This window comes from Sporosarcina sp. P16b, assembly GCF_002743065.1.
Taxonomy (GTDB): domain Bacteria; phylum Bacillota; class Bacilli; order Bacillales_A; family Planococcaceae; genus Sporosarcina.
Window position 1 is genome coordinate 1 of sequence record NZ_PDYO01000005.1, and the last position, 18,140, is coordinate 18,140.

Here is an 18,140-nt window from a genome sequence, read left to right on the forward strand (position 1 = left end):
GCAAAAGCCGTCCTTCGTAACGGCTCTCGCTACCTGCGGGGTCTCAACATTCGCGCTGAATCTCGCAGGAGTCGACCTTTTTTCGCTTCAGTACACTCTTGATTACTAACTAATTAAACTTTACAAATAAGTGTTAGTGAATTAAAAAAGGTATGAAGGTGTCTTCTCCTTCATACCTTTTAAGGTTTTGTCCCAGCCTCTTTTTATCCTAATATTTCTGCCACACGTCCAACCTGTCCATCTTCAAGTCGTACTTTAATACCGTGTGGATGAAAACTGGAGTTGGTCAATAAATCTTTAACAACACCTTCTGTTTTCACGCCGCTTCGTTGATCTTTTTTTAAAATAACGGCTACTCGTAAACCAGGTTTTATATCTGATCGATTCTGTCCATTCATATACTAATCTCTCCTCTTTTTTATTTAGTGTATCATATTCACGATCTCTTTCTGCTTAAGTACATCTGATGAAGGAAGACATGATACATGATACAATAAAGACTATCAAACTAGGAGGTGTATTCATGCGATTAACAGTATACCTAGCTGGAGAAATTCATACATCTTGGCGAGATGAAATCAAACAACAAGCAAAAGATCTACAATTACCCGTAGACTTTGTCGGACCCATGGAAGACCATGACCGCTCGGATAACATCGGAGAAGAGATTCTAGGACAACAGCCGGATAAAATCTTCAAAGATGCCGCGGCTTCAAGTCTCAACAACTTACGAACGGAAATTTTAATGAAAAAATCAGATGTTGTCGTTGCGTTATTTGGTGAACAGTACAAACAATGGAATACTGCAATGGATGCCAGCGCAGCAGTCGCTTTTGGGAAGCCACTCATTTTGATCCGTCAGGAAAACCATCACCATCCATTAAAAGAACTATCCCGTAAAGCACATGTTACGGTGGAATCGGTAGATCAAGCAGTTCTAGCATTAAAATATATTTTTGAGTAAACATGTACATTACTTGCCAGAGGACAAACCTATTAAATTATAGGTCTGTCCTCTTCTTTTCTGCTAATTTGTCCTAATTTTTACTTAAAACACAACGTATTTTGGCTAGTATTTTCATGCATGCAATTCAACCTACCACGTATCCAAAACATTATTTTTTAACTGAAAATTCTATCTGTAAATACTAAAGGTAAATGATAGAATAGGAGTATATGAGGAAGTGGGAAGGGGCAATCGGATGGCGCATAAAAAAGGGATTCGTCAACAATACATAAAAGTATTTATCGCTTCAATAGTTGTTGCGATTATCGGGATGGGTAGCATGTATTTCTATGCTAGTAGCTCTTGGGATCAACTAGAAGATAAACAGCAAGCCTCAATAGAAAAGTCGATATTGATTGAAGGAATATCCGATTCAATCCAAGAGCTATTCTTTCGGATTCGTGGTTACTATGCATTTCAAATAGAAGAGGAACTAAATTTTGCCTATCAAGCAATTGAGGACATCCATTCTCATTCCCGTGAATTTAAGTCCCTCCAATTAACGGCAGAAGAGCAGCGAATCATTGACGAAATCGATAATTTCTTAATAGAATATGAAAATGTTACCCTTCCAAATGCTATTCATTTTGTAAAAGAGAACGATTATGCTGGCTTACAGGCCCTAGCAAAGAGTGGTACGAACTTAGCTGTTAATAGCTTCATTACATATGCTAATGAATATGAAGATTCTTCAAAGGATAAGCTAGAAAATGCATATAATAATACCATGCAACAAACCAAAACATTCTTTTTGATCATCACACTATTCGGCTTTATCTTCTTGCTTATTCCAATCTTTATGTTTTGGAGCGTTATCAACCGAGTGGTCAAGCCGATAGAAGATATCACGCGCGCAGCAGATCAGTATGAAACTGAAGGCACTGTCCTATTCCAACCAATTCAGACAGAGAATGAGATTGGCGCACTCTCACAATCCATTCATAAAATGATGGGACGCATTCAAATGAATGAGCAGGAGCTTCTTTCACAAAATGAAGAATTGATCACACAGCAAGATGAATTATTTAATCGCCAAACTAAGATGGAATTCGCTTTATCAGAAGCTCGATTTTCCCGTGTCCGTTTGGAACGATACAATGGTTTGAGTCATATCTTATCATTCTCGTTAGATAAGCAGGAAGTATGTGACCAAACTTCTCGCTATGTAAATCACATCTATCAATCCGACTTAAGTTTTCTTTGGTTTCCTAAAAGTGACATTCATACGTTAAAGGGGATTTCAGAGGAGTTTTTCAATGAAATTAAACAAGAGCGGTTAGCGTATATAAAAATCCGACTTGAAACAGAACCCTATTTCATTATTAAAAGAGAAGCGGAATATGAAAAAGGAATAGCAGACACTATTACATACGTCTATGATTTTGTTACAGGTATCTACAATGTTGTTAACGAGTTAAGCGTTGTGTCTGTCCTCTCACGTGTCGGTAAGCCGTTTACAGAAGACGACCAAGAAGATTTGTACGGTTTGATCAAACGTATTGCGATCGCAGTGGATCGTATTGAGCAATACGAACTCATTAGTCATGAACGTCAGTTGAATCAGAGTATCTTGGATAACATTAACGAAGGCATTCGTTTCGTTTCAAATACAAGTGAGAATGATAAGTACAATACAGCCTTATTCGATTTACTTGGGATGGAACCTGAAACAGAATATAAAGCTTGGCCACGAGAGGAATGGACAGAGTATTTCCTCAGTCAAATTGACGACCCTGTTCAATATAAAGCATTTCTTGATAATGCAATCAAGTCTACATCCACGGAATTCGTTACTAACGAATATATACATTCATTGCCCTCTCAAGAGTCACGGGTAATGAATGTTTATAGTGTCCCAATTGTTATTCAAGATGAAAAAGTTGGTACGATCTTCGTACACCGTGATATAACACACGAACATGAAGTCAATAAAATGAAGACAGAATTGGTATCAACTGTTAGTCACGAATTACGAACACCTTTATCTAGTATCCTTGGATTCTCTGAGCTTTTACTCAATAAAGATATGGATGAACAACGCAAAAAACGGTATCTTGAAACTATTCATAGCGAAGCAAACCGATTAACGGCGCTCATCAATGACTTCTTAGATTTACAGCGAATGGAATCAGGGCGACAATCCTATACGATGGAGGACTTATCCGTCGGCAAAGTAGCTGAAAAGGCCGTAGATTATTTACGGATTCAATCACCTCACCATACGATAAAGATGCAGGATCTCACCTATTCATCTATAGTCAGAGGGGACTATGACCGCATTCTACAAGTATTCATGAATTTAATTGGCAATGCCATTAAATTTTCACCTGACGGCGGAAATGTGAATATTTCTCTGTTAAATCAACAAGATGCCGTTATCGTTTCTATAGCGGATGAAGGCATTGGAATTCCATCAGATACTATTGAACATCTATTTGAGAAATTCTACAGATTTGATAATAGTTACAGCAGAAAAATTGGCGGAACAGGTCTTGGTTTATCTATTTGCAGAGAGATTATCCAAGATCATAATGGACAGATTTGGGTACATTCTGAGGAAAATGAAGGGACCACCATTTTCTTTTCCCTTCCTCTGAAACAACAGTTGCCTAAAGAGAAAATTGACTACGACAAACCTTTGGTTGTCATTGTAGAAGACGATGTAAATATTTCATTATTATTGGGAGAAGAACTAGCAAGCAATGGATTTTCAGTCATTCATCATTCCAAAATTAGCAAGGCATTTGAATGTATAGAAGCAATGCAACCAGCCGCAGTCGTCGTCGATTTAAAATTAGAAGAAGGTGAGAATGGTTGGGATTTAATAAGCCAAATGAAAGAACACACTAAAACTAAATCGATCCCAATTGTGATATCCTCTTCATTAGAAAAAGAGTCTGTATTGATGGAGAAATTCCAGGTCGGTAAATACTTGACGAAGCCTTATCCTCTTAGCGATTTATCATCTATTATCATGGAGACTATGGAGCGTTCTGATGGACTGATTTTGTATCCAGAGAACAACTAAAAAGAACGTCTTTTCCTTTACGGAGAAGACGTTCTTTTATTTTGTATGGATAGATTGTAATTAAAATAATGATTTGACTAATTCAGCCAGTTCATTTGGGCTAAAGGGTTTGGGTACGAAGTAAGAAGCCCCTTTTGCTAAAGCAACGTCCTGATCTGCTTGCTGTGCCTTCGCAGTGAGCATGATAATAGGCGTTGTCAGTTCTAGCGGTTGTAGACGCTCTAATAATTCTAAACCTGTCATACGTGGCATCATATAATCCAAGAGAATGGCGTCATATGAAGTGCTTTGAATTTTCTCTAAAGCTTCTACCCCGTCTTCTGCTTCTTCTACTTGAAATCCTTCAAATTCCAAAGTATCCGCAAGTAACATACGTAAAATATCTTCATCATCTACAACTAACACTTTTTTTCCTACATATATCAAAGTGGGCACCTTCTTCTATTCTCTTTTATCAAATAAACGATTCGCTAACTTGTCAATTCTTCCGAGCACTTCCGACGGTTGAAAAGGTTTAATAATATAATCATCTGCTCCAAGCCAAAGCGCTGCTTTAATATCATTCGCACTTTTTCTAGCTGTCATCATGGAGACTGTGACGTTTGTTTTGGAATGGTCACTCTTTAATCGGCTCAACACTTCTAGACCGTCCATTTTTGGCATGACACCATCCAGTAATACGATGAAATAAGCATCCGGGCTGTACCAATCATCCTCCAGAAACGAAGGACCATCAGCATATGTCTTAACTGTAATATCGATATCTGGGGATTTTAACTCCAGCAAGGTTTGCTGAAGTATTTGTCTGATGAATGAATCATCGTCAACGATAATGACAATCAATTTCCGTTTTACTACCCGTTTTCTCTGGTCGTAAATCACCGTTTGGTTTCTCCCTGAACGCTTCGCCTCATAAAGAGCTTGATCTGCAGCGGATATCATGTTTGCAGTATTTCCCTCATACGTCGCACTGCCCGCTGAAAAAGTTACTTGGAATGTCTCATCACCGGATGCGAATATAGCGTTATTGAATTTGGCTCGAATCCGCTCAACGGCACGCACAGTATCTTCTGCTTTACTATTACAAAATAATAAAGCGAACTCTTCCCCGCCATAACGGCATACATAATCGCCCTCGCGTTTTTCCTCTTTAATGATTTTGCCAAACTTCCGTAGAACTTCATCACCCGCTGGATGACCATACAGATCATTTACTTGTTTAAAGTGATCCAAGTCTATTATGACCAGCGAGAAAACCGCTTCAGATTGATCGGCTTTTTTGGCCAACGTATTGATGGTCTCGTCGAAGTAACGTCGATTACCAACGCCTGTTAAACTATCTGTAATCATACTGCTACTAACCGCATGCTGACGCAATTGTCGATTGAACAAATAAGGAAAAAAGATATCCATATCAAAAGGTTTAGATATCAAATCCATAGCACCTCTTCGATACGTTTCAATCAGAATTTCTTTCGTGACTTCTTCACTCGAGATGGCTAATGTCGTATTTTTTTGCCGCGCGGGTTCTGCAATTTGATCCAATACTTCAAAGCCCGTCATATCAGGCAACTTTGCATCTATGATTACAATACTTGGCCTCATAGAGTAAAATTGTTCAATTCCACGCTTTCCATTCAATGAAATAATAACTTGAGCCCCAAGCTTCTCAAGCAACTCTTTTAGATAGGATACGAACTCTAAATCTTGATCAATTATTAAAACAAACGTTTCTTGATCAAGACGGTTAACATAGCGATCAGGTAATTGAAATTCTTCTTTTTTCACAGCAATAGTAGTATCAAAATGCGATCGAATACGATTCTTCAAATTTTCTAATGAAGAAACGGGTATTTTCTGATCGTTGGAAGACGTCAGAATCTCCAATTGTGACGCACAAAAGAGAGACAACTGTTGCAATCCAATTGTACCGGATGTTCCCTTCAATTTATGAAGAAAGTAATATAACTCCCTTTCCGTTAAACTACCCCGCGCTTTCCACTCTTCAAAGATATTCTCTGTACGTTGTGCAAGCATTTTCTGATATTTATTTTGACTCACTGTTTTCCTCTCCGTTCAGCGGAAGCATTCCCATTTCGTCCTGTATATCTGATTCCCCGGTATTCTACTTCTATAAAAAGAGAGCTGGTAATATAGAATTTCCTATTACCAGCCCAAACGTATATTTACTCTAGACCCATTTCCTCTTTTACTACTTGTGATATCCGATCTGCATATTCTGCACATTGTGCTTCTGTTTCAGATTCGACCATAACACGAACGAGAGGCTCTGTGCCCGAAGGACGTACAAGTACTCTTCCCTGTCCGTTCATCTCTTTCTCGACTTCGTTAATAACTCCGACAATACGCATATTATCCATTACCGCATATTTATCCATTACACGAATATTAACAAGTTTCTGTGGATACACTTTCATTTCGCTAGCTAATTCAGAAAGTTTTTTACCTGTTTGCTGCATGATGTTCACAAGTTGCAATGCTGTCAGTAAGCCATCACCCGTTGTATTGTAATCCATGAAGATAATGTGGCCTGATTGCTCACCGCCAAGATTATAATGATTTTTACGCATCTCTTCTACGACATACCGATCGCCTACAGCGGTTTGGACACTCTTCATGCCAAATTCCTCTAGTGCTTTATAGAAACCTAGATTGCTCATCACAGTAGAGACGATAGTATCTGATTTTAATCTGCCTTTGCTATGTAAATATCGGGCCACAATGAACATAATTTGGTCACCGTCGACAATATTTCCTTTTTCATCCACTGCAATAAGACGATCACCATCACCATCGAATGCCAGTCCGATATCCGCACTTTTTTCTACTACAAGTGCTGCAAGTGCTTCAGGGTGTGTAGATCCAACGCCGTCATTGATATTCAATCCATTTGGAGAAGCCCCCATTGTAGTCAAGTCTGCGTCCAAATCTGCAAATACATGGGTTGCCAAGACCGAAGTCGCACCATGTGCGCAATCAAGCGCCACATGGATATTCTCAAAATCCTCATCGACAATTTGTTTCAGATATTGAATATACTTTTGACCACCTTCAAAGTATTCCGTTATAGTTCCAACATTTCCACCAACTGGACGAGGTAATGTATCTTCTTCTGCATTTAGTAGTTGTTCGAATTCTTCTTCCTGTGCATCCGTTAATTTAAAGCCGGTTTCTCCAAAGAATTTAATTCCATTATCTTCAACCGGATTATGTGATGCTGAAATCATAACACCTGCTTGTGCGCTCATGACACGTGTTAAGTAGGCTACGCCCGGTGTACTAATTACGCCTAATTTCATGACTTCCACACCAACAGACAATAGGCCTGCTATTAAGGCATTTTCAAGCATTAAACCAGAAATGCGTGTATCCCTTCCTACTAGTACTTCTGCTTTTTCTTCTGCATCTTTAGTGAATAAATATCCACCGATTCTGCCTAATTTAAATGCTAATTCAGGTGTCAGTTCTTCGTTCGCTACACCTCTGACGCCATCTGTTCCAAAATACTGTGTCATGTTGTATTCTTCCTTTCGATCTCATCTTAGTAGATCACGTTTGTTACGAGTCTTATGATTTTTTATTATCATCCGTCTTTTTCGATACGTCGGAAGTATCGCCTGAAACCTTCACCTGAATTTTCAATTTGGCAGGTGTCACTTTCGTAATTCCTTCAGGACTTTTTACATCTACTTCCACTTTGCCGGACTTAACTATTTTATCTATATCTAGTTCTACTGGAATTTCTTTAATTGCATCCACTATACTCTTAGGACCGTATATGCGAATGAATTGAACATCGGGTGCTGCACTTTCAATAGTTATTCCACTTGGAGATTGTCCTTTTTGTTGCAATTTCAACGGAACTTCACGACTATATTCCTGAATATCTACTTTGACCGTGACTTCCTCAGGATCCAACGCAAGGGATAGCTTATTCAAGTCGCGATCCAATACCCGAACACGTGATTTTTGCTCAAAAGGTTTATCTAGGCTACCGTCATTGGTAATAGAAACTTTTACGAAACTAATCGCATCCACCACACTCTTCGCACCTGTAACATTAATCGAAGAGGGTCGGACACCCATGCTTTTCACTTCATAACCTTCCGCTAGTAATCTCGTATTCATCTCCGGATCGACACGAAATGATTGAGTTACCTTTTCCTCAATATTTATAGTAACCGTTGCAGGATCAAGTCGAACATCCAGTTTATCTGATAAATTTTCTGCTTGTATACGTACGCTATGTTCACCAAGTGTCAAGTTTTGTAAATCTAATTTCAATGTAAAATCCTTTAACAATTTAGTAGTCTGTACAATTTGAGCGGGTCCTTCAATTGTCATATTGACCACGTCAGGTACTCCGGTTACTACTAAATTTTCCGTATCGTAATATACTTCCACGGGAACGTCTTGCATAAGATCGAACACATCGCCTATTGTATTACGACTGGATTGATTCTCCGCTTTTACTGAAAAAAACAACATAATTGCTAAAAACAAGGCAGTCAGTCGCAGAAACCAGGGGCTATCCATGAATTTATCCATTTTTTCTCTTCCCCCACTTCCATAGAGAAGTATCCGTTTGTCCTGTGGTGTTACCAAACCAGGAAATACGTAATAATTTTTCGAATTCCTCGATATCCAGCTTCCGGTTAATTTCCCCATCTGCAGCCAGACTTATGGCACCCGTTTCTTCTGATACGATGATGGTTACCGAATCAGTGACCTCACTTATTCCAAGCGCAGCACGATGTCGCGTCCCTAGCTCTTTGGAAATAAACGGACTTTCCGACAGTGGTAAATAACAACCCGCGGCAGCAATACGGTTTTTCGTCACAATGACTGCACCGTCATGTAGTGGTGTGTTTGGAATAAATATATTAATAAGAAGTTCGGAAGTAATATGTGAATTCATCGGGGTGCCTGTTTCGATATATTCACTAAGACCTGTTTCCTTCTCAATCGTAATAAGCGCACCAATACGTCGCTTTGCCATATAACTAACGGATTTGACGAATGCTTCAATCAAACGGTCACGTTCTTCTTCTTCCTGCATAGCAGTCCGCGCAAAGAGTCTGCCCCGTCCCAATTGCTCTAATGCTCGACGAAGTTCAGGTTGGAATATAATGATCGCGGCCAAAAAACCAAATCGAAGTACTTCTTCCATCATCCATTGAAGCGTCTTCAAACCGAGCCATTCCGTAATATAGCGACCAATTAAAATCACAAAAATACCTTTTAGTAATTGGACAGCTTTTGTTCCCTTAATAATGGTAATTAATTTATAGAGTACGAACCAAACAAGAAGCACATCCACAATATTTTTTAGTATTTCTATTGGTGCTAACGTTGTTGCTTGCTCCAAACCCGGCATGTGCTTCCCCTACCTTTTAAGAAAGTTCTTATATATTTAGTATAACATAATTACCAACTAACATGGTCAACTAAAAGGTATCGTACCTTTGAATGAAAACCAAAAAAGTGATGCATAAGCTCTCAAGCCGCATCACTTTGAAAAACTATTTTATCATTCATTTTCAAGCTTTTGATCCTTCGATGCCGGGATAATTTCTTTTGCCATAGACTTCATCTTATACCATAACCAATCAAAGATCTCATTGATTTCTTCACTTGATCCCGTTATAACGGCTGTTGAAGCCATATACTTAGAGCCCCTAATGACTGTGACATTACCATCGACTTCTCCTTCAATTCGAAGGTCTCCATTTTTCACAACAAGATCTCCAACCACCGTTTCTCCTGCCGGTACCACAACCGTTTCCCCTTCAACTACTAAATTAGGCTGTTTCGTAAATGAAAACTGCTGCTCATTTTCAAAACTCGAGAAGAAAGATGCACTCATCAGCAATAAAAACATCGCGGCCGCCACTATAAACGGGTGTTGACGAAGCCACTTACTTGGACCTTTTTTAATTGTCTGTTTCGGCAATCTTGCAGTCACGCCATTGACAAATCCAGGGGGCGCTTCCACTGTATCTACACCCTTAAATAAAGTAACAGTTTGCCCTAGTTCCTCAAACGTTTCTCTGCACTCTTCACATATTTTCAAATGTTCGTTCATGACTTGTTCATCCTCAATGGTGATATCACCATCTAGAAACGCATGCATATAATGGACAACATGTTTAGGACATTTTCCCATGAATCTAACCTCCTACATACTCCCCATTTGTTGCCGAAGTGCTTCTCGCCCTCGATGTACTCGTGTTTTCACTGTACCAAGTGGCATCTCCAAAATGTCAGCAATTTCCTGCAACTGTAGGTCTTCCATATATCGTAAAATAATAATCGTGCGGTATTTATCGGGCAGCCTGTTTACTTCATATTGAATACGATCTTTCATTTCCATCTTTTCTACTTCTTCTTCCGGTAATTTTTGCACTGCTGCAATTTGTGAATACATATCCAAGCCTTCAGTTCCTGGAATTGTAGCATCCAAGTAGTAATCGGGTTTTTTCTTACGAATGCGATCAATACACAAATTGGTCGCAATGCGGTACAACCATGTAGAAAATTTCCGCTTTTGGTCATAGGTTTCCAAGTTTACATAAGCGCGCACAAAGGCTTCTTGCGCAATATCTTCTGCCTCTGCCGCGTTGTTTAACATTCGGTAGCACACTTGATATAGGCGGTGCTGAAAATGAATGACGATTTCCTCAAAAGCTTCCTGATTACCGTGTAAAACTTCTTTTACCCGTTTGTTAATTAATTCGTCCAATAGGCTTCACTCTCCGCTCTTATGCGGCTGTCCCTCTATATACGTTAGAAACTACATTTAGTTTCACTTTTTTCATTTAGTATGCTCATCTCTACTTTATCATTAATCTCGCCATCAGTGATAGTCATTTCCACAATAGAAAAAGTGATTAAAACCTGCAGGCTTTAATCACTTCAATAAATTATAGTAGTTTTTCACCAAATAATGATCCCATCAATCCGACTGCTACATCAGCCGTCTTATTGTACTCGTCAAGCACAGGATTTACCTCAACAAATTCCGCGGATGTAATGACATTTGCATCTTCCAGTAATTCCATAGCTAAATGACTTTCGCGGTATGTGATCCCTCCTGGCACAGGCGTTCCTACCCCCGGTGTATATAACGGATCCAAACCGTCCAAATCCAATGACAAATGAACACCATCTACTCGTCTTGAAGCAAAATATTCAAGTGTTTGTTGTATCACCGCTGACATTCCATAACGGTCGATTTCATGCATAGTAAATACTTTTACGCCTTTTTCTTTAATTATTTGTCTTTCACCAGGATCTACTGAGCGTGCTCCGATAATTACCACGTTTCGGGGATTGATTTTTGCTCCCTCACTATGCACATTCACCAATTGCTCATGCCCCAGTCCCATACTAACCGCGAGCGGCATACCGTGGATATTTCCTGACGGGGATGTTTCGCTTGTATTCATATCTGCATGCGCATCGTACCAAATAACGCCAAGGTTTTTATAGTGTTCTGCCAATCCCGCAAGTGTCCCTATTGCGATACTATGATCTCCACCAAGCACCAATGGAAACTTCTTGTTTTTTACAATAGCCGAAACTGTCGCGGCAAGCTTTTCAGCCGCTTCAGTCACTTCTGTTAAGTTCTTCAATCCTACTTCATTACACGATACATCATGAATAGGAGAAACAGAAATATTTCCTTCGTCCATTACGTGATGACCCAATGCCTGGAGACGATCTACTGCTCCTGCATATCGAATCGCGCTCGGTCCCATATCCACTCCACGTCGACTCTGACCTAAATCCACGGGTACCCCGATTAAAGAAATGTTTAATTTGCGCATGGCTAATCCTCCCACCTAATCTTCATATTTTCGACTAGAACGGTATTATCCTATTTTTTTCGCATCTTCTAGTGACATCGGTCGGCCGAAGTAATAGCCTTGTCCTTCGCGGCATCCTAAGTTGTAGAGCATTTTGGCCTGCTCTTGCAATTCTATTCCTTCTGCCACTACATTCAACCCTGCTGTATCGGCAAGAGTCACAATCGCTTTCACTATAGCCTGACTGTTTTCATTTTCCAATATATCTCGTACAAATGATCTATCAATTTTCAACGTATCAGCTGGGAGTTCTTTAATATAACTGAATGTACTATAACCTGTACCGAAGTCGTCAATCGCAACAGTAATTCCTTTGCTTCGAAGTCTTTGAATGGATTCTTTCATGCCTTCCGTATCCATAAATGAGCTTTCTGTCAATTCCAGCTCTAGCATCTCCGGCGGTACGCGATATTCTTTAATAATATTCAAAACGGTGTCAATAAAGTCTTCTTCTCTCATTTGAACTGTTGAGACATTCACAGCAAACCGGCATCTAACACCTGCTGCGAGTTCTATTTGTGCGCGTTTACACACTTCCCGTAAAATCCATTCTCCAAGTGGTATGATGATTTTCGTTTCCTCAGCGAGTGGAATGAATTTATCAGGCGGAATCACGCCTAAATCAGGATGTTTCCAACGAACCAGTGCTTCTACGCCAGTCAACTCACCGGTATCCAGTAGTACTTTCGGCTGGTACTCAAGATAAAAATGTTGTTGTTGCACACTTTTACGTAATTCATTTTCCAACAAAATTCGCTCTAATGACATCTTTGAAGTACCCGGCTTGTACATTTCTGTATCTCCGCCACCGTGTAACTTGACCTTACCTAATGCTAATGTAGCTTTAGTGACCAATTCGGAAGGCTGATTGGCGTGTTTAGGATAGATGGAAACACCGCAACTTATTGACAAGGTGTAGAATTGTTTTCCGACTTGAATAGGTTGTTCCAAAAAGATACGAATATCTTCCGCATGATTATAGAACTCCTCTTCGTCTTTCAATCCGGATACAATGAATGCAAATTCATCACCCGCAATACGAGCTAATAGACTTTCAGGACCGGTTCTCTTTTTCAATCGTTCTCCAACCATTGCCAATAAATAGTCTCCCGCTTCATGCCCAAGTAAATCATTTGCATGGCGTAGACGATCAATATTTATATGTACGAGAGCAAATACTTGCTTGCGTGTACGCGCTCTTTCAAATGCTAGTGCCATCTGTTCTCTAAACGAATTTCGATTCATTAAGGAAGTTAGTTGATCATTGTAGACAAGATATTTGATTTTTTCGTCTGATTTCACACGTTCTGTGACATCTCGCATGACGACTAACAGTTTATCTTCATATTCAACTGTTTCTTTCACTTTATCAATTTTCGCTTCCATAATATGTAGACCTTTTTTACTATCTAAAAAAGAGTACTCTACATTTAATGCTTGGCGTTGATATCCCCCAAATTGCATAATTTTCTTTTTTACCTGTCGCCGATTTTCCTTACAGATATAGGAAAAGAAGGAATCGGAGTATAGTTCATCCACCGAATGTCCAAGAAGTTTCTGAAAAGAAGGAGAAACATAGTAAAACGTCCCTTGTCGATCAATTATCGCAATATAGTCAGATGCATTGTCTGTAATAATTTCGTAAAGATCTGCATTTTTTCGTATTTCTAGTTCCATTTTCTTTCTCTCGGTAATATCATAACGAATTGCAATGTATTGGTAAGGTTTTCCTTTATCATTTAAAAATGCAACGATCGTTGTGTCTACCCAATACGTTGATCCATCCTTCGCACGATTACATATATCGCCACGCCAAGTATTGCCCGCCTCAATCGTTGACCACATGTCTTTAAAAAATGCTGCATCATGGTGACCTGAGTTTACAATACGTTGATTAGCACCAATTAATTCTCTTCTCGAGTATTTTGAAATTTTTTCAAAGTGTTCGTTTGCATATTGGATCGTTCCTTTTGAGTCAGTAATTGCGACAATGGCAGCCTGTTCTAGTGTATAGGCAATATCACTAAGTACCTTTTGTAATTCCTTTTCACTACTAGACTCCACAAATGTATCCATACCGTTTAAAAATTCTTGCATTGCTATATCACAATCCCTATATCTGGTTATTTTTTCATTACTTATAGAAGATAAATTACCTATACATGTTACAATTTATTATACATGATAATTCCAATTATTCTATATGATTAAGTAATTGGACGAAAAAAAACCCTTTATCATTTTAAAATAATAAGGATTCGACATATTTACTATTAAATTGTAAGTGCATGGGTACAATGGCTGGGGTAGCTGGATTCGAACCAACGAGTGACGGAGTCAAAGTCCGTTGCCTTACCGCTTGGCTATACCCCAATGTATAGCTGACTGTATTTGTCTTGAGGTAAAAAAACATGGTGGTGGGGGACGGATTCGAACCGCCGAACCCGGAGGGAGCGGATTTACAGTCCGCCGCGTTTAGCCACTTCGCTACCCCACCGTGTTAAATTTTTGCTAAGCTTTGCTTTAAATAAGTAAATGGTGACCCCTACGGGATTCGAACCCGTGATACCGCCGTGAAAGGGCGGTGTCTTAACCGCTTGACCAAGGGGCCATGAAAATGTTCATGGAGCTTCCAGCCGGACTCGAACCGGCGACTTCTTCCTTACCATGGAAGCACTCTACCTGCTGAGCTATGGAAGCATAAAAATGGCTCCGCAGGTAAGACTCGAACTTACGACCGATCGGTTAACAGCCGATTGCTCTACCACTGAGCTACTGCGGAATAATAATATGTTTAGTATGCCTGACGACAAAAACCATTATAGCATGATTGCTGACTCTGTGCAACAAATACTTTTGAATCACTCAAGCTTTTTTAATTATAGTGGTCATAGTCATAGACGTCAAGGGTTTTTCATATAATAGTTTAGATTTCACATAATGAAGGAGATTGGCATGGTAAAAAAACTTCTCTTCCTTTTTGTATTAACTGCAATATTCCTAGCTTTTATTCCCCAATTGACCAAGCCTTCTTCAACTTTGAAGGCAGTTTTCCGATTGACTGAACAACCTGCAGTAATAGTGAAAGGTACACAAGGTTCAGCATTGACCATTAATATTTCATTTGGTGAAAAAGAAGTGGAGGAACTTCTTGAAAATTTGTCGCAGCCCTATCCTTTATTGTTTATTGATAGTGACTGGGCTTCACGCTTCCCCCACATTACAGAACAGATTAAACAGCGATCTTTGCCTGTCGCATTACTTGGTACCGAGGGTCAACAGTATGAAAACAATCCCGGGCTTTTAAGCAAACAGCTTCAAACGTTTGAAGAGTTGTTTAACACGCGCCCTCTTTGGTTCCGTACGACAGATGAAGAATTCCCCTTGGCACTGCTGCAAGAATTGAGTGAAGCGGAAATAAACGCCCTGGGATCTACTATCCAGTGGTCTGGCGGCACACTACCGAAGGCTTCTAAGGGAGAAATCATTGTCGTTCCATACACTCGTAATGAACACGTCGCCACGGCAGATGTAAAACGACTACTTGCCAGTCGTACTTTTCAATCCGTAGAGGATCTATTATTTCGAACAACTGTAAAAACAAAAAAAATTCCACAATAAAAAACTGATAGGAGAAAATCTCCTATCAGTTTTTTTGGGATTTCTTTGCTTGTTTCTTCGTCTTTTTTCTTTCATTTCTGCGTTCATCTAGCTTTTCCTTATCAATATCGGATTGTTTATTGTATTTAGGCAATACTAGTAATTGATACGCATTCACTGCGAGTAGCGGAAATAAAAGAATTGTTACCCATTCATCTTTGTTACCAGATGTAACCATAAGTGCCGGCAACCATTCAAGCGTCGTGATAACAATCATGAAAAATAATGCAGAAATTAACGCATGTTTTTTCGTCCACTGTGCTTTGAAGTACGCTGTCACTACGGATACTGTAATCAAGGTAAACAGTAAGAAAATATACAGAACCGTACGACTCGTATCTGCTTTCGTTAATTGGAAACGGAAAAAGACTAAGTCAAACAGCACGACTACTATGATCAACAGTTGAACCCAGTTCCATAACGTCAGGGTACGGAACATATTCACGCCAAACTGATGAACGGTCAAATAGGCGAAGAAGCCCATTTGCGCCACTACACTCATCGTAAACCCTAAGAAAATCATCCATAAAAAGGCACCAAGAAATTGCCATATCTCGCCTGCCTGTAAGTATCCATAGAAAAAGTCCCAACGTACAATTAGACCGACAATCGCTGTAATCGCCCCACCAATTGCCATTGCGCGTAAGAAAAATTTAACCCAATTTCGTATTGTCACAGCACTGTTCCCCTTTTTATCATGTCTAACCTAGTGTATCAACGATCGACAAAAAAATCTATTTCATTGAACGATTCATGCATATTCCTTCTTATATTGTGAACAATAAATGAAAATACAAGTGGAAGGTTGAGTGGAATGAAAAAATTTGCAGTTCTTTTTCTATTCCTTCTATTCCTAACGGGTTGCAACGGAACTCATCAAGCAGCACCAAGCTATGATGAGATGAAAAAGATGATGACAGATGCAATCCAGACGGAAGACGGAAAAAAAGCACTTCGTAAATTGATGACTGATCCAGAGTTCAGGGAGTTATTAGTACTTGAACAACCAGAAGTCAAACAGAGCATTGAGAATGTATTGCTTTCTAAAGAAGGAGAACGTTTTTGGAAAACAGCTTTTGAAGATCCTAAATTTACTGAATCCATCGCAAAGAGCATGAAAAAACAACAAGCGGATATCATGAAAGATTTGATGGCAGATGCTTCTTTTCAAAAGGAATTGGAAAAGTTTTTTGGTCAACCTGACATGATGAAACAAATGGAGAACATCGTGAATTCCGCAACGTTGAAGAAAGAGATGGAGAAGGCCATAGAAGATACAATAAATAGCCCTTTAATGCAGGCGAAGTGGCAAGAACTCATCATGAAGGCTGGTAAAGGTGCTGCGGGTGGGTCTTCTAAGGACGGTGGTAAAGGACAAAAAACAGACGAGGAAGGAAAATAATTCTTTCTTCGTCTGTTACTTATTACTTTTTCGTTTTTTTGATTACTGTATCGGCAACGTCTAAATAGATTTTCCCTATCGGATGATCTTCCGCATAAACAGAAGGTGCAAAATCCGTTTCATTCCAGTCAGGTTGACCGAGAGGGATTTGTCCTAATAATTCTGTACGAAGTTCTTCAGAAAGACGAACACCGCCACCTTGACCAAAGACATACTCTTTCTCGCCTGTTGCTTCCGATGCGAACCAAGACATATTTTCAATCACACCGAGTAGTTCATGTTCAGTCTGTAATGCCATCGCTCCCGCACGTGCTGCAACGAATGCCGCAGTTGGGTGAGGAGTAGTCACAACAATTTCTTTGGATGCGGGAATCATTTGATGAATATCAAGCGCTACGTCACCTGTCCCTGGTGGTAAGTCGAGCAACAAGTAATCCAACTCGCCCCAGTCCACATCACGGAAGAATTGATCCAACACTTTTCCAAGCATAGGTCCACGCCATACAACTGGTGCGTTATCTTCAACAAAGAAACCCATCGAAATCACTTTTACGCCAAAACGTTCCACTGGCATGATACGATCTTCTCGGACTTCAGGCATAGCTGTAATCCCCATCATATCCGGAACACTGAATCCATAAATATCTGCATCGATCAAACCAACTTTTTTGCCACGTCTGGCTAAGGCTACTGCTAAGTTGACGGAGACAGTAGATTTCCCAACGCCGCCTTTACCAGATGCAATCGAAATAAATTCAATATTGGATACAGGGGATAAAATATCTTGTGCTTCCGCTTCCGTAACTGTACCACGGAATTGCTCTAATACTTCTTTAGGCAACTCTTCAAATCGTATGCCTACAGAGTCTGCTCCTGCATCTTTCAACACTTCAACTATTTTTGATTGTAGCGTCAATTGCTCTCCGGTATTCACTTTCGCAATCGCGACTTTAACACTGACGTGTTCTTTCTCAGGTTTAATGGTTACACCCACAATACCATTCGTTTCTGCCAATGTTTTATGTAAAAACGGATCTTCCAATGCGCCAATCAGTTCACGAACTTGTTGTTCATTAATCACATGTAACACTCCTTACTGAATTCATTCACTCCTTTTTAGTATATCATATTCCCTATTCACCCAACCGTCATATG

Annotated in this window: 16 protein-coding genes and 5 tRNA genes; 4 read left to right on the top strand and 17 right to left on the bottom strand. The window is 39.6% G+C overall.

Annotated features, from left to right (window positions below; genetic code table 11):
• Positions 1-203: 203 nt before the first annotated feature.
• Positions 204-398 carry a YwbE family protein gene (locus CSV77_RS07740; RefSeq protein ID WP_099672970.1) on the bottom strand — a complete coding sequence of 65 codons (195 nt, stop codon included), beginning with the start codon at positions 396-398 and terminating at the stop codon, positions 204-206.
• Between the two features lie 125 nt (positions 399-523).
• On the opposite strand from CSV77_RS07740, the gene CSV77_RS07745 reads away from it, so the two are divergent.
• Positions 524-964, top strand: coding sequence for a YtoQ family protein (locus CSV77_RS07745; RefSeq protein ID WP_099672971.1), 441 nt, complete (start codon positions 524-526; stop codon positions 962-964).
• A gap of 238 nt (positions 965-1,202) precedes the next feature.
• A complete protein-coding gene (locus CSV77_RS07750) occupies positions 1,203-4,034 on the top strand; it encodes an ATP-binding protein (RefSeq protein WP_099672972.1) in 2,832 nt (943 codons plus the stop codon).
• Positions 4,035-4,094: 60 nt separating this feature from the next.
• Here the strand turns inward: CSV77_RS07750 and CSV77_RS07755 are convergent, their stop codons facing one another.
• The 14 genes from CSV77_RS07755 to CSV77_RS07820 all read right to left on the bottom strand — a co-directional run bounded on the left by CSV77_RS07755 (position 4,095) and on the right by CSV77_RS07820 (position 14,705).
• Complete coding sequence (locus tag CSV77_RS07755) at positions 4,095-4,460, bottom strand: response regulator transcription factor (protein ID WP_099672973.1); 366 nt, start codon at positions 4,458-4,460, stop codon at positions 4,095-4,097.
• A 15-nt stretch (positions 4,461-4,475) separates the two neighbouring features.
• Positions 4,476-6,095, bottom strand: a complete 1,620-nt coding sequence (locus CSV77_RS07760; RefSeq protein WP_099672974.1) for a diguanylate cyclase — start codon at positions 6,093-6,095, stop codon at positions 4,476-4,478.
• A gap of 125 nt (positions 6,096-6,220) precedes the next feature.
• Positions 6,221-7,570 carry a phosphoglucosamine mutase gene (gene glmM, locus CSV77_RS07765; protein ID WP_099630574.1) on the bottom strand — a complete coding sequence of 450 codons (1,350 nt, stop codon included), beginning with the start codon at positions 7,568-7,570 and terminating at the stop codon, positions 6,221-6,223.
• Between the two features lie 52 nt (positions 7,571-7,622).
• Positions 7,623-8,603, bottom strand: a complete 981-nt coding sequence (locus CSV77_RS07770; RefSeq protein WP_099672975.1) for a CdaR family protein — start codon at positions 8,601-8,603, stop codon at positions 7,623-7,625.
• A complete protein-coding gene (gene cdaA, locus CSV77_RS07775) occupies positions 8,596-9,432 on the bottom strand; it encodes a diadenylate cyclase CdaA (protein WP_099630572.1) in 837 nt (278 codons plus the stop codon). The genes CSV77_RS07770 and cdaA overlap by 8 nt, the downstream gene beginning before the upstream one ends.
• 153 nt (positions 9,433-9,585) lie before the next feature.
• Positions 9,586-10,221, bottom strand: coding sequence for an anti-sigma factor family protein (locus CSV77_RS07780; protein ID WP_099672976.1), 636 nt, complete (start codon positions 10,219-10,221; stop codon positions 9,586-9,588).
• Between the two features lie 12 nt (positions 10,222-10,233).
• Positions 10,234-10,797 (bottom strand): RNA polymerase sigma factor SigW, encoded by a 564-nt coding sequence (gene sigW, locus CSV77_RS07785; RefSeq protein ID WP_099630570.1) that lies wholly within the window; start codon positions 10,795-10,797, stop codon positions 10,234-10,236.
• 181 nt (positions 10,798-10,978) lie between these two features.
• The gene (gene rocF / locus CSV77_RS07790) at positions 10,979-11,884 is read right to left on the bottom strand and encodes an arginase (RefSeq protein WP_099672977.1); all 906 of its coding nucleotides are present in this window, start codon (positions 11,882-11,884) and stop codon (positions 10,979-10,981) included.
• A 45-nt stretch (positions 11,885-11,929) separates the two neighbouring features.
• The gene (locus tag CSV77_RS07795; protein ID WP_099672978.1) at positions 11,930-14,020 is read right to left on the bottom strand and encodes a sensor domain-containing protein; all 2,091 of its coding nucleotides are present in this window, start codon (positions 14,018-14,020) and stop codon (positions 11,930-11,932) included.
• A 201-nt stretch (positions 14,021-14,221) separates the two neighbouring features.
• Positions 14,222-14,296 (bottom strand) — tRNA-Gln (locus CSV77_RS07800).
• Between the two features lie 39 nt (positions 14,297-14,335).
• Positions 14,336-14,420 (bottom strand) — tRNA-Tyr (locus tag CSV77_RS07805).
• Positions 14,421-14,459: 39 nt separating this feature from the next.
• Positions 14,460-14,534: transfer RNA gene (locus CSV77_RS07810), tRNA-Glu, on the bottom strand.
• A gap of 13 nt (positions 14,535-14,547) precedes the next feature.
• A tRNA-Thr gene (locus tag CSV77_RS07815) sits at positions 14,548-14,623 on the bottom strand.
• A gap of 7 nt (positions 14,624-14,630) precedes the next feature.
• Positions 14,631-14,705: transfer RNA gene (locus CSV77_RS07820), tRNA-Asn, on the bottom strand.
• 173 nt (positions 14,706-14,878) lie between these two features.
• Between CSV77_RS07820 and CSV77_RS07825 the strand changes: the two genes are divergently transcribed.
• Positions 14,879-15,544, top strand: a complete 666-nt coding sequence (locus CSV77_RS07825; RefSeq protein WP_099672979.1) for a polysaccharide deacetylase family protein — start codon at positions 14,879-14,881, stop codon at positions 15,542-15,544.
• 25 nt (positions 15,545-15,569) lie between these two features.
• On the opposite strand, the gene CSV77_RS07830 is transcribed toward CSV77_RS07825, so the two are convergent.
• Entirely contained in the window at positions 15,570-16,259 is a 690-nt protein-coding gene (locus tag CSV77_RS07830) for a KinB-signaling pathway activation protein (RefSeq protein ID WP_099630566.1), read from the bottom strand.
• A 138-nt stretch (positions 16,260-16,397) separates the two neighbouring features.
• Here CSV77_RS07830 and gerD point away from each other — a divergent pair, with 138 nt between their 5' ends.
• Positions 16,398-16,985, top strand: a complete 588-nt coding sequence (gerD, locus tag CSV77_RS07835) for a spore germination lipoprotein GerD (protein WP_099672980.1) — start codon at positions 16,398-16,400, stop codon at positions 16,983-16,985.
• A gap of 22 nt (positions 16,986-17,007) precedes the next feature.
• Here the strand turns inward: gerD and CSV77_RS07840 are convergent, their stop codons facing one another.
• On the bottom strand, positions 17,008-18,066 hold the full coding sequence (locus tag CSV77_RS07840) for an Mrp/NBP35 family ATP-binding protein (RefSeq protein WP_099630564.1): 1,059 nt from the start codon (positions 18,064-18,066) through the stop codon (positions 17,008-17,010).
• Positions 18,067-18,140: the final 74 nt, after the last annotated feature.

Coding starts and splice junctions, on each gene's coding strand:
- cdaA (WP_099630572.1), bottom strand. CDS start 9,432: ATGCCGGGTTTGGAGCAAGCAACAACGTTAGCACCAATAGAAATACTA.
- CSV77_RS07780 (WP_099672976.1), bottom strand. CDS start 10,221: ATGGGAAAATGTCCTAAACATGTTGTCCATTATATGCATGCGTTTCTA.
- CSV77_RS07740 (WP_099672970.1), bottom strand. CDS start 398: ATGAATGGACAGAATCGATCAGATATAAAACCTGGTTTACGAGTAGCC.
- CSV77_RS07795 (WP_099672978.1), bottom strand. CDS start 14,020: ATGCAAGAATTTTTAAACGGTATGGATACATTTGTGGAGTCTAGTAGT.
- glmM (WP_099630574.1), bottom strand. CDS start 7,570: ATGACACAGTATTTTGGAACAGATGGCGTCAGAGGTGTAGCGAACGAA.
- CSV77_RS07770 (WP_099672975.1), bottom strand. CDS start 8,603: ATGGATAAATTCATGGATAGCCCCTGGTTTCTGCGACTGACTGCCTTG.
- CSV77_RS07745 (WP_099672971.1), top strand. CDS start 524: ATGCGATTAACAGTATACCTAGCTGGAGAAATTCATACATCTTGGCGA.
- rocF (WP_099672977.1), bottom strand. CDS start 11,884: ATGCGCAAATTAAACATTTCTTTAATCGGGGTACCCGTGGATTTAGGT.
- CSV77_RS07750 (WP_099672972.1), top strand. CDS start 1,203: ATGGCGCATAAAAAAGGGATTCGTCAACAATACATAAAAGTATTTATC.
- CSV77_RS07825 (WP_099672979.1), top strand. CDS start 14,879: ATGGTAAAAAAACTTCTCTTCCTTTTTGTATTAACTGCAATATTCCTA.
- gerD (WP_099672980.1), top strand. CDS start 16,398: ATGAAAAAATTTGCAGTTCTTTTTCTATTCCTTCTATTCCTAACGGGT.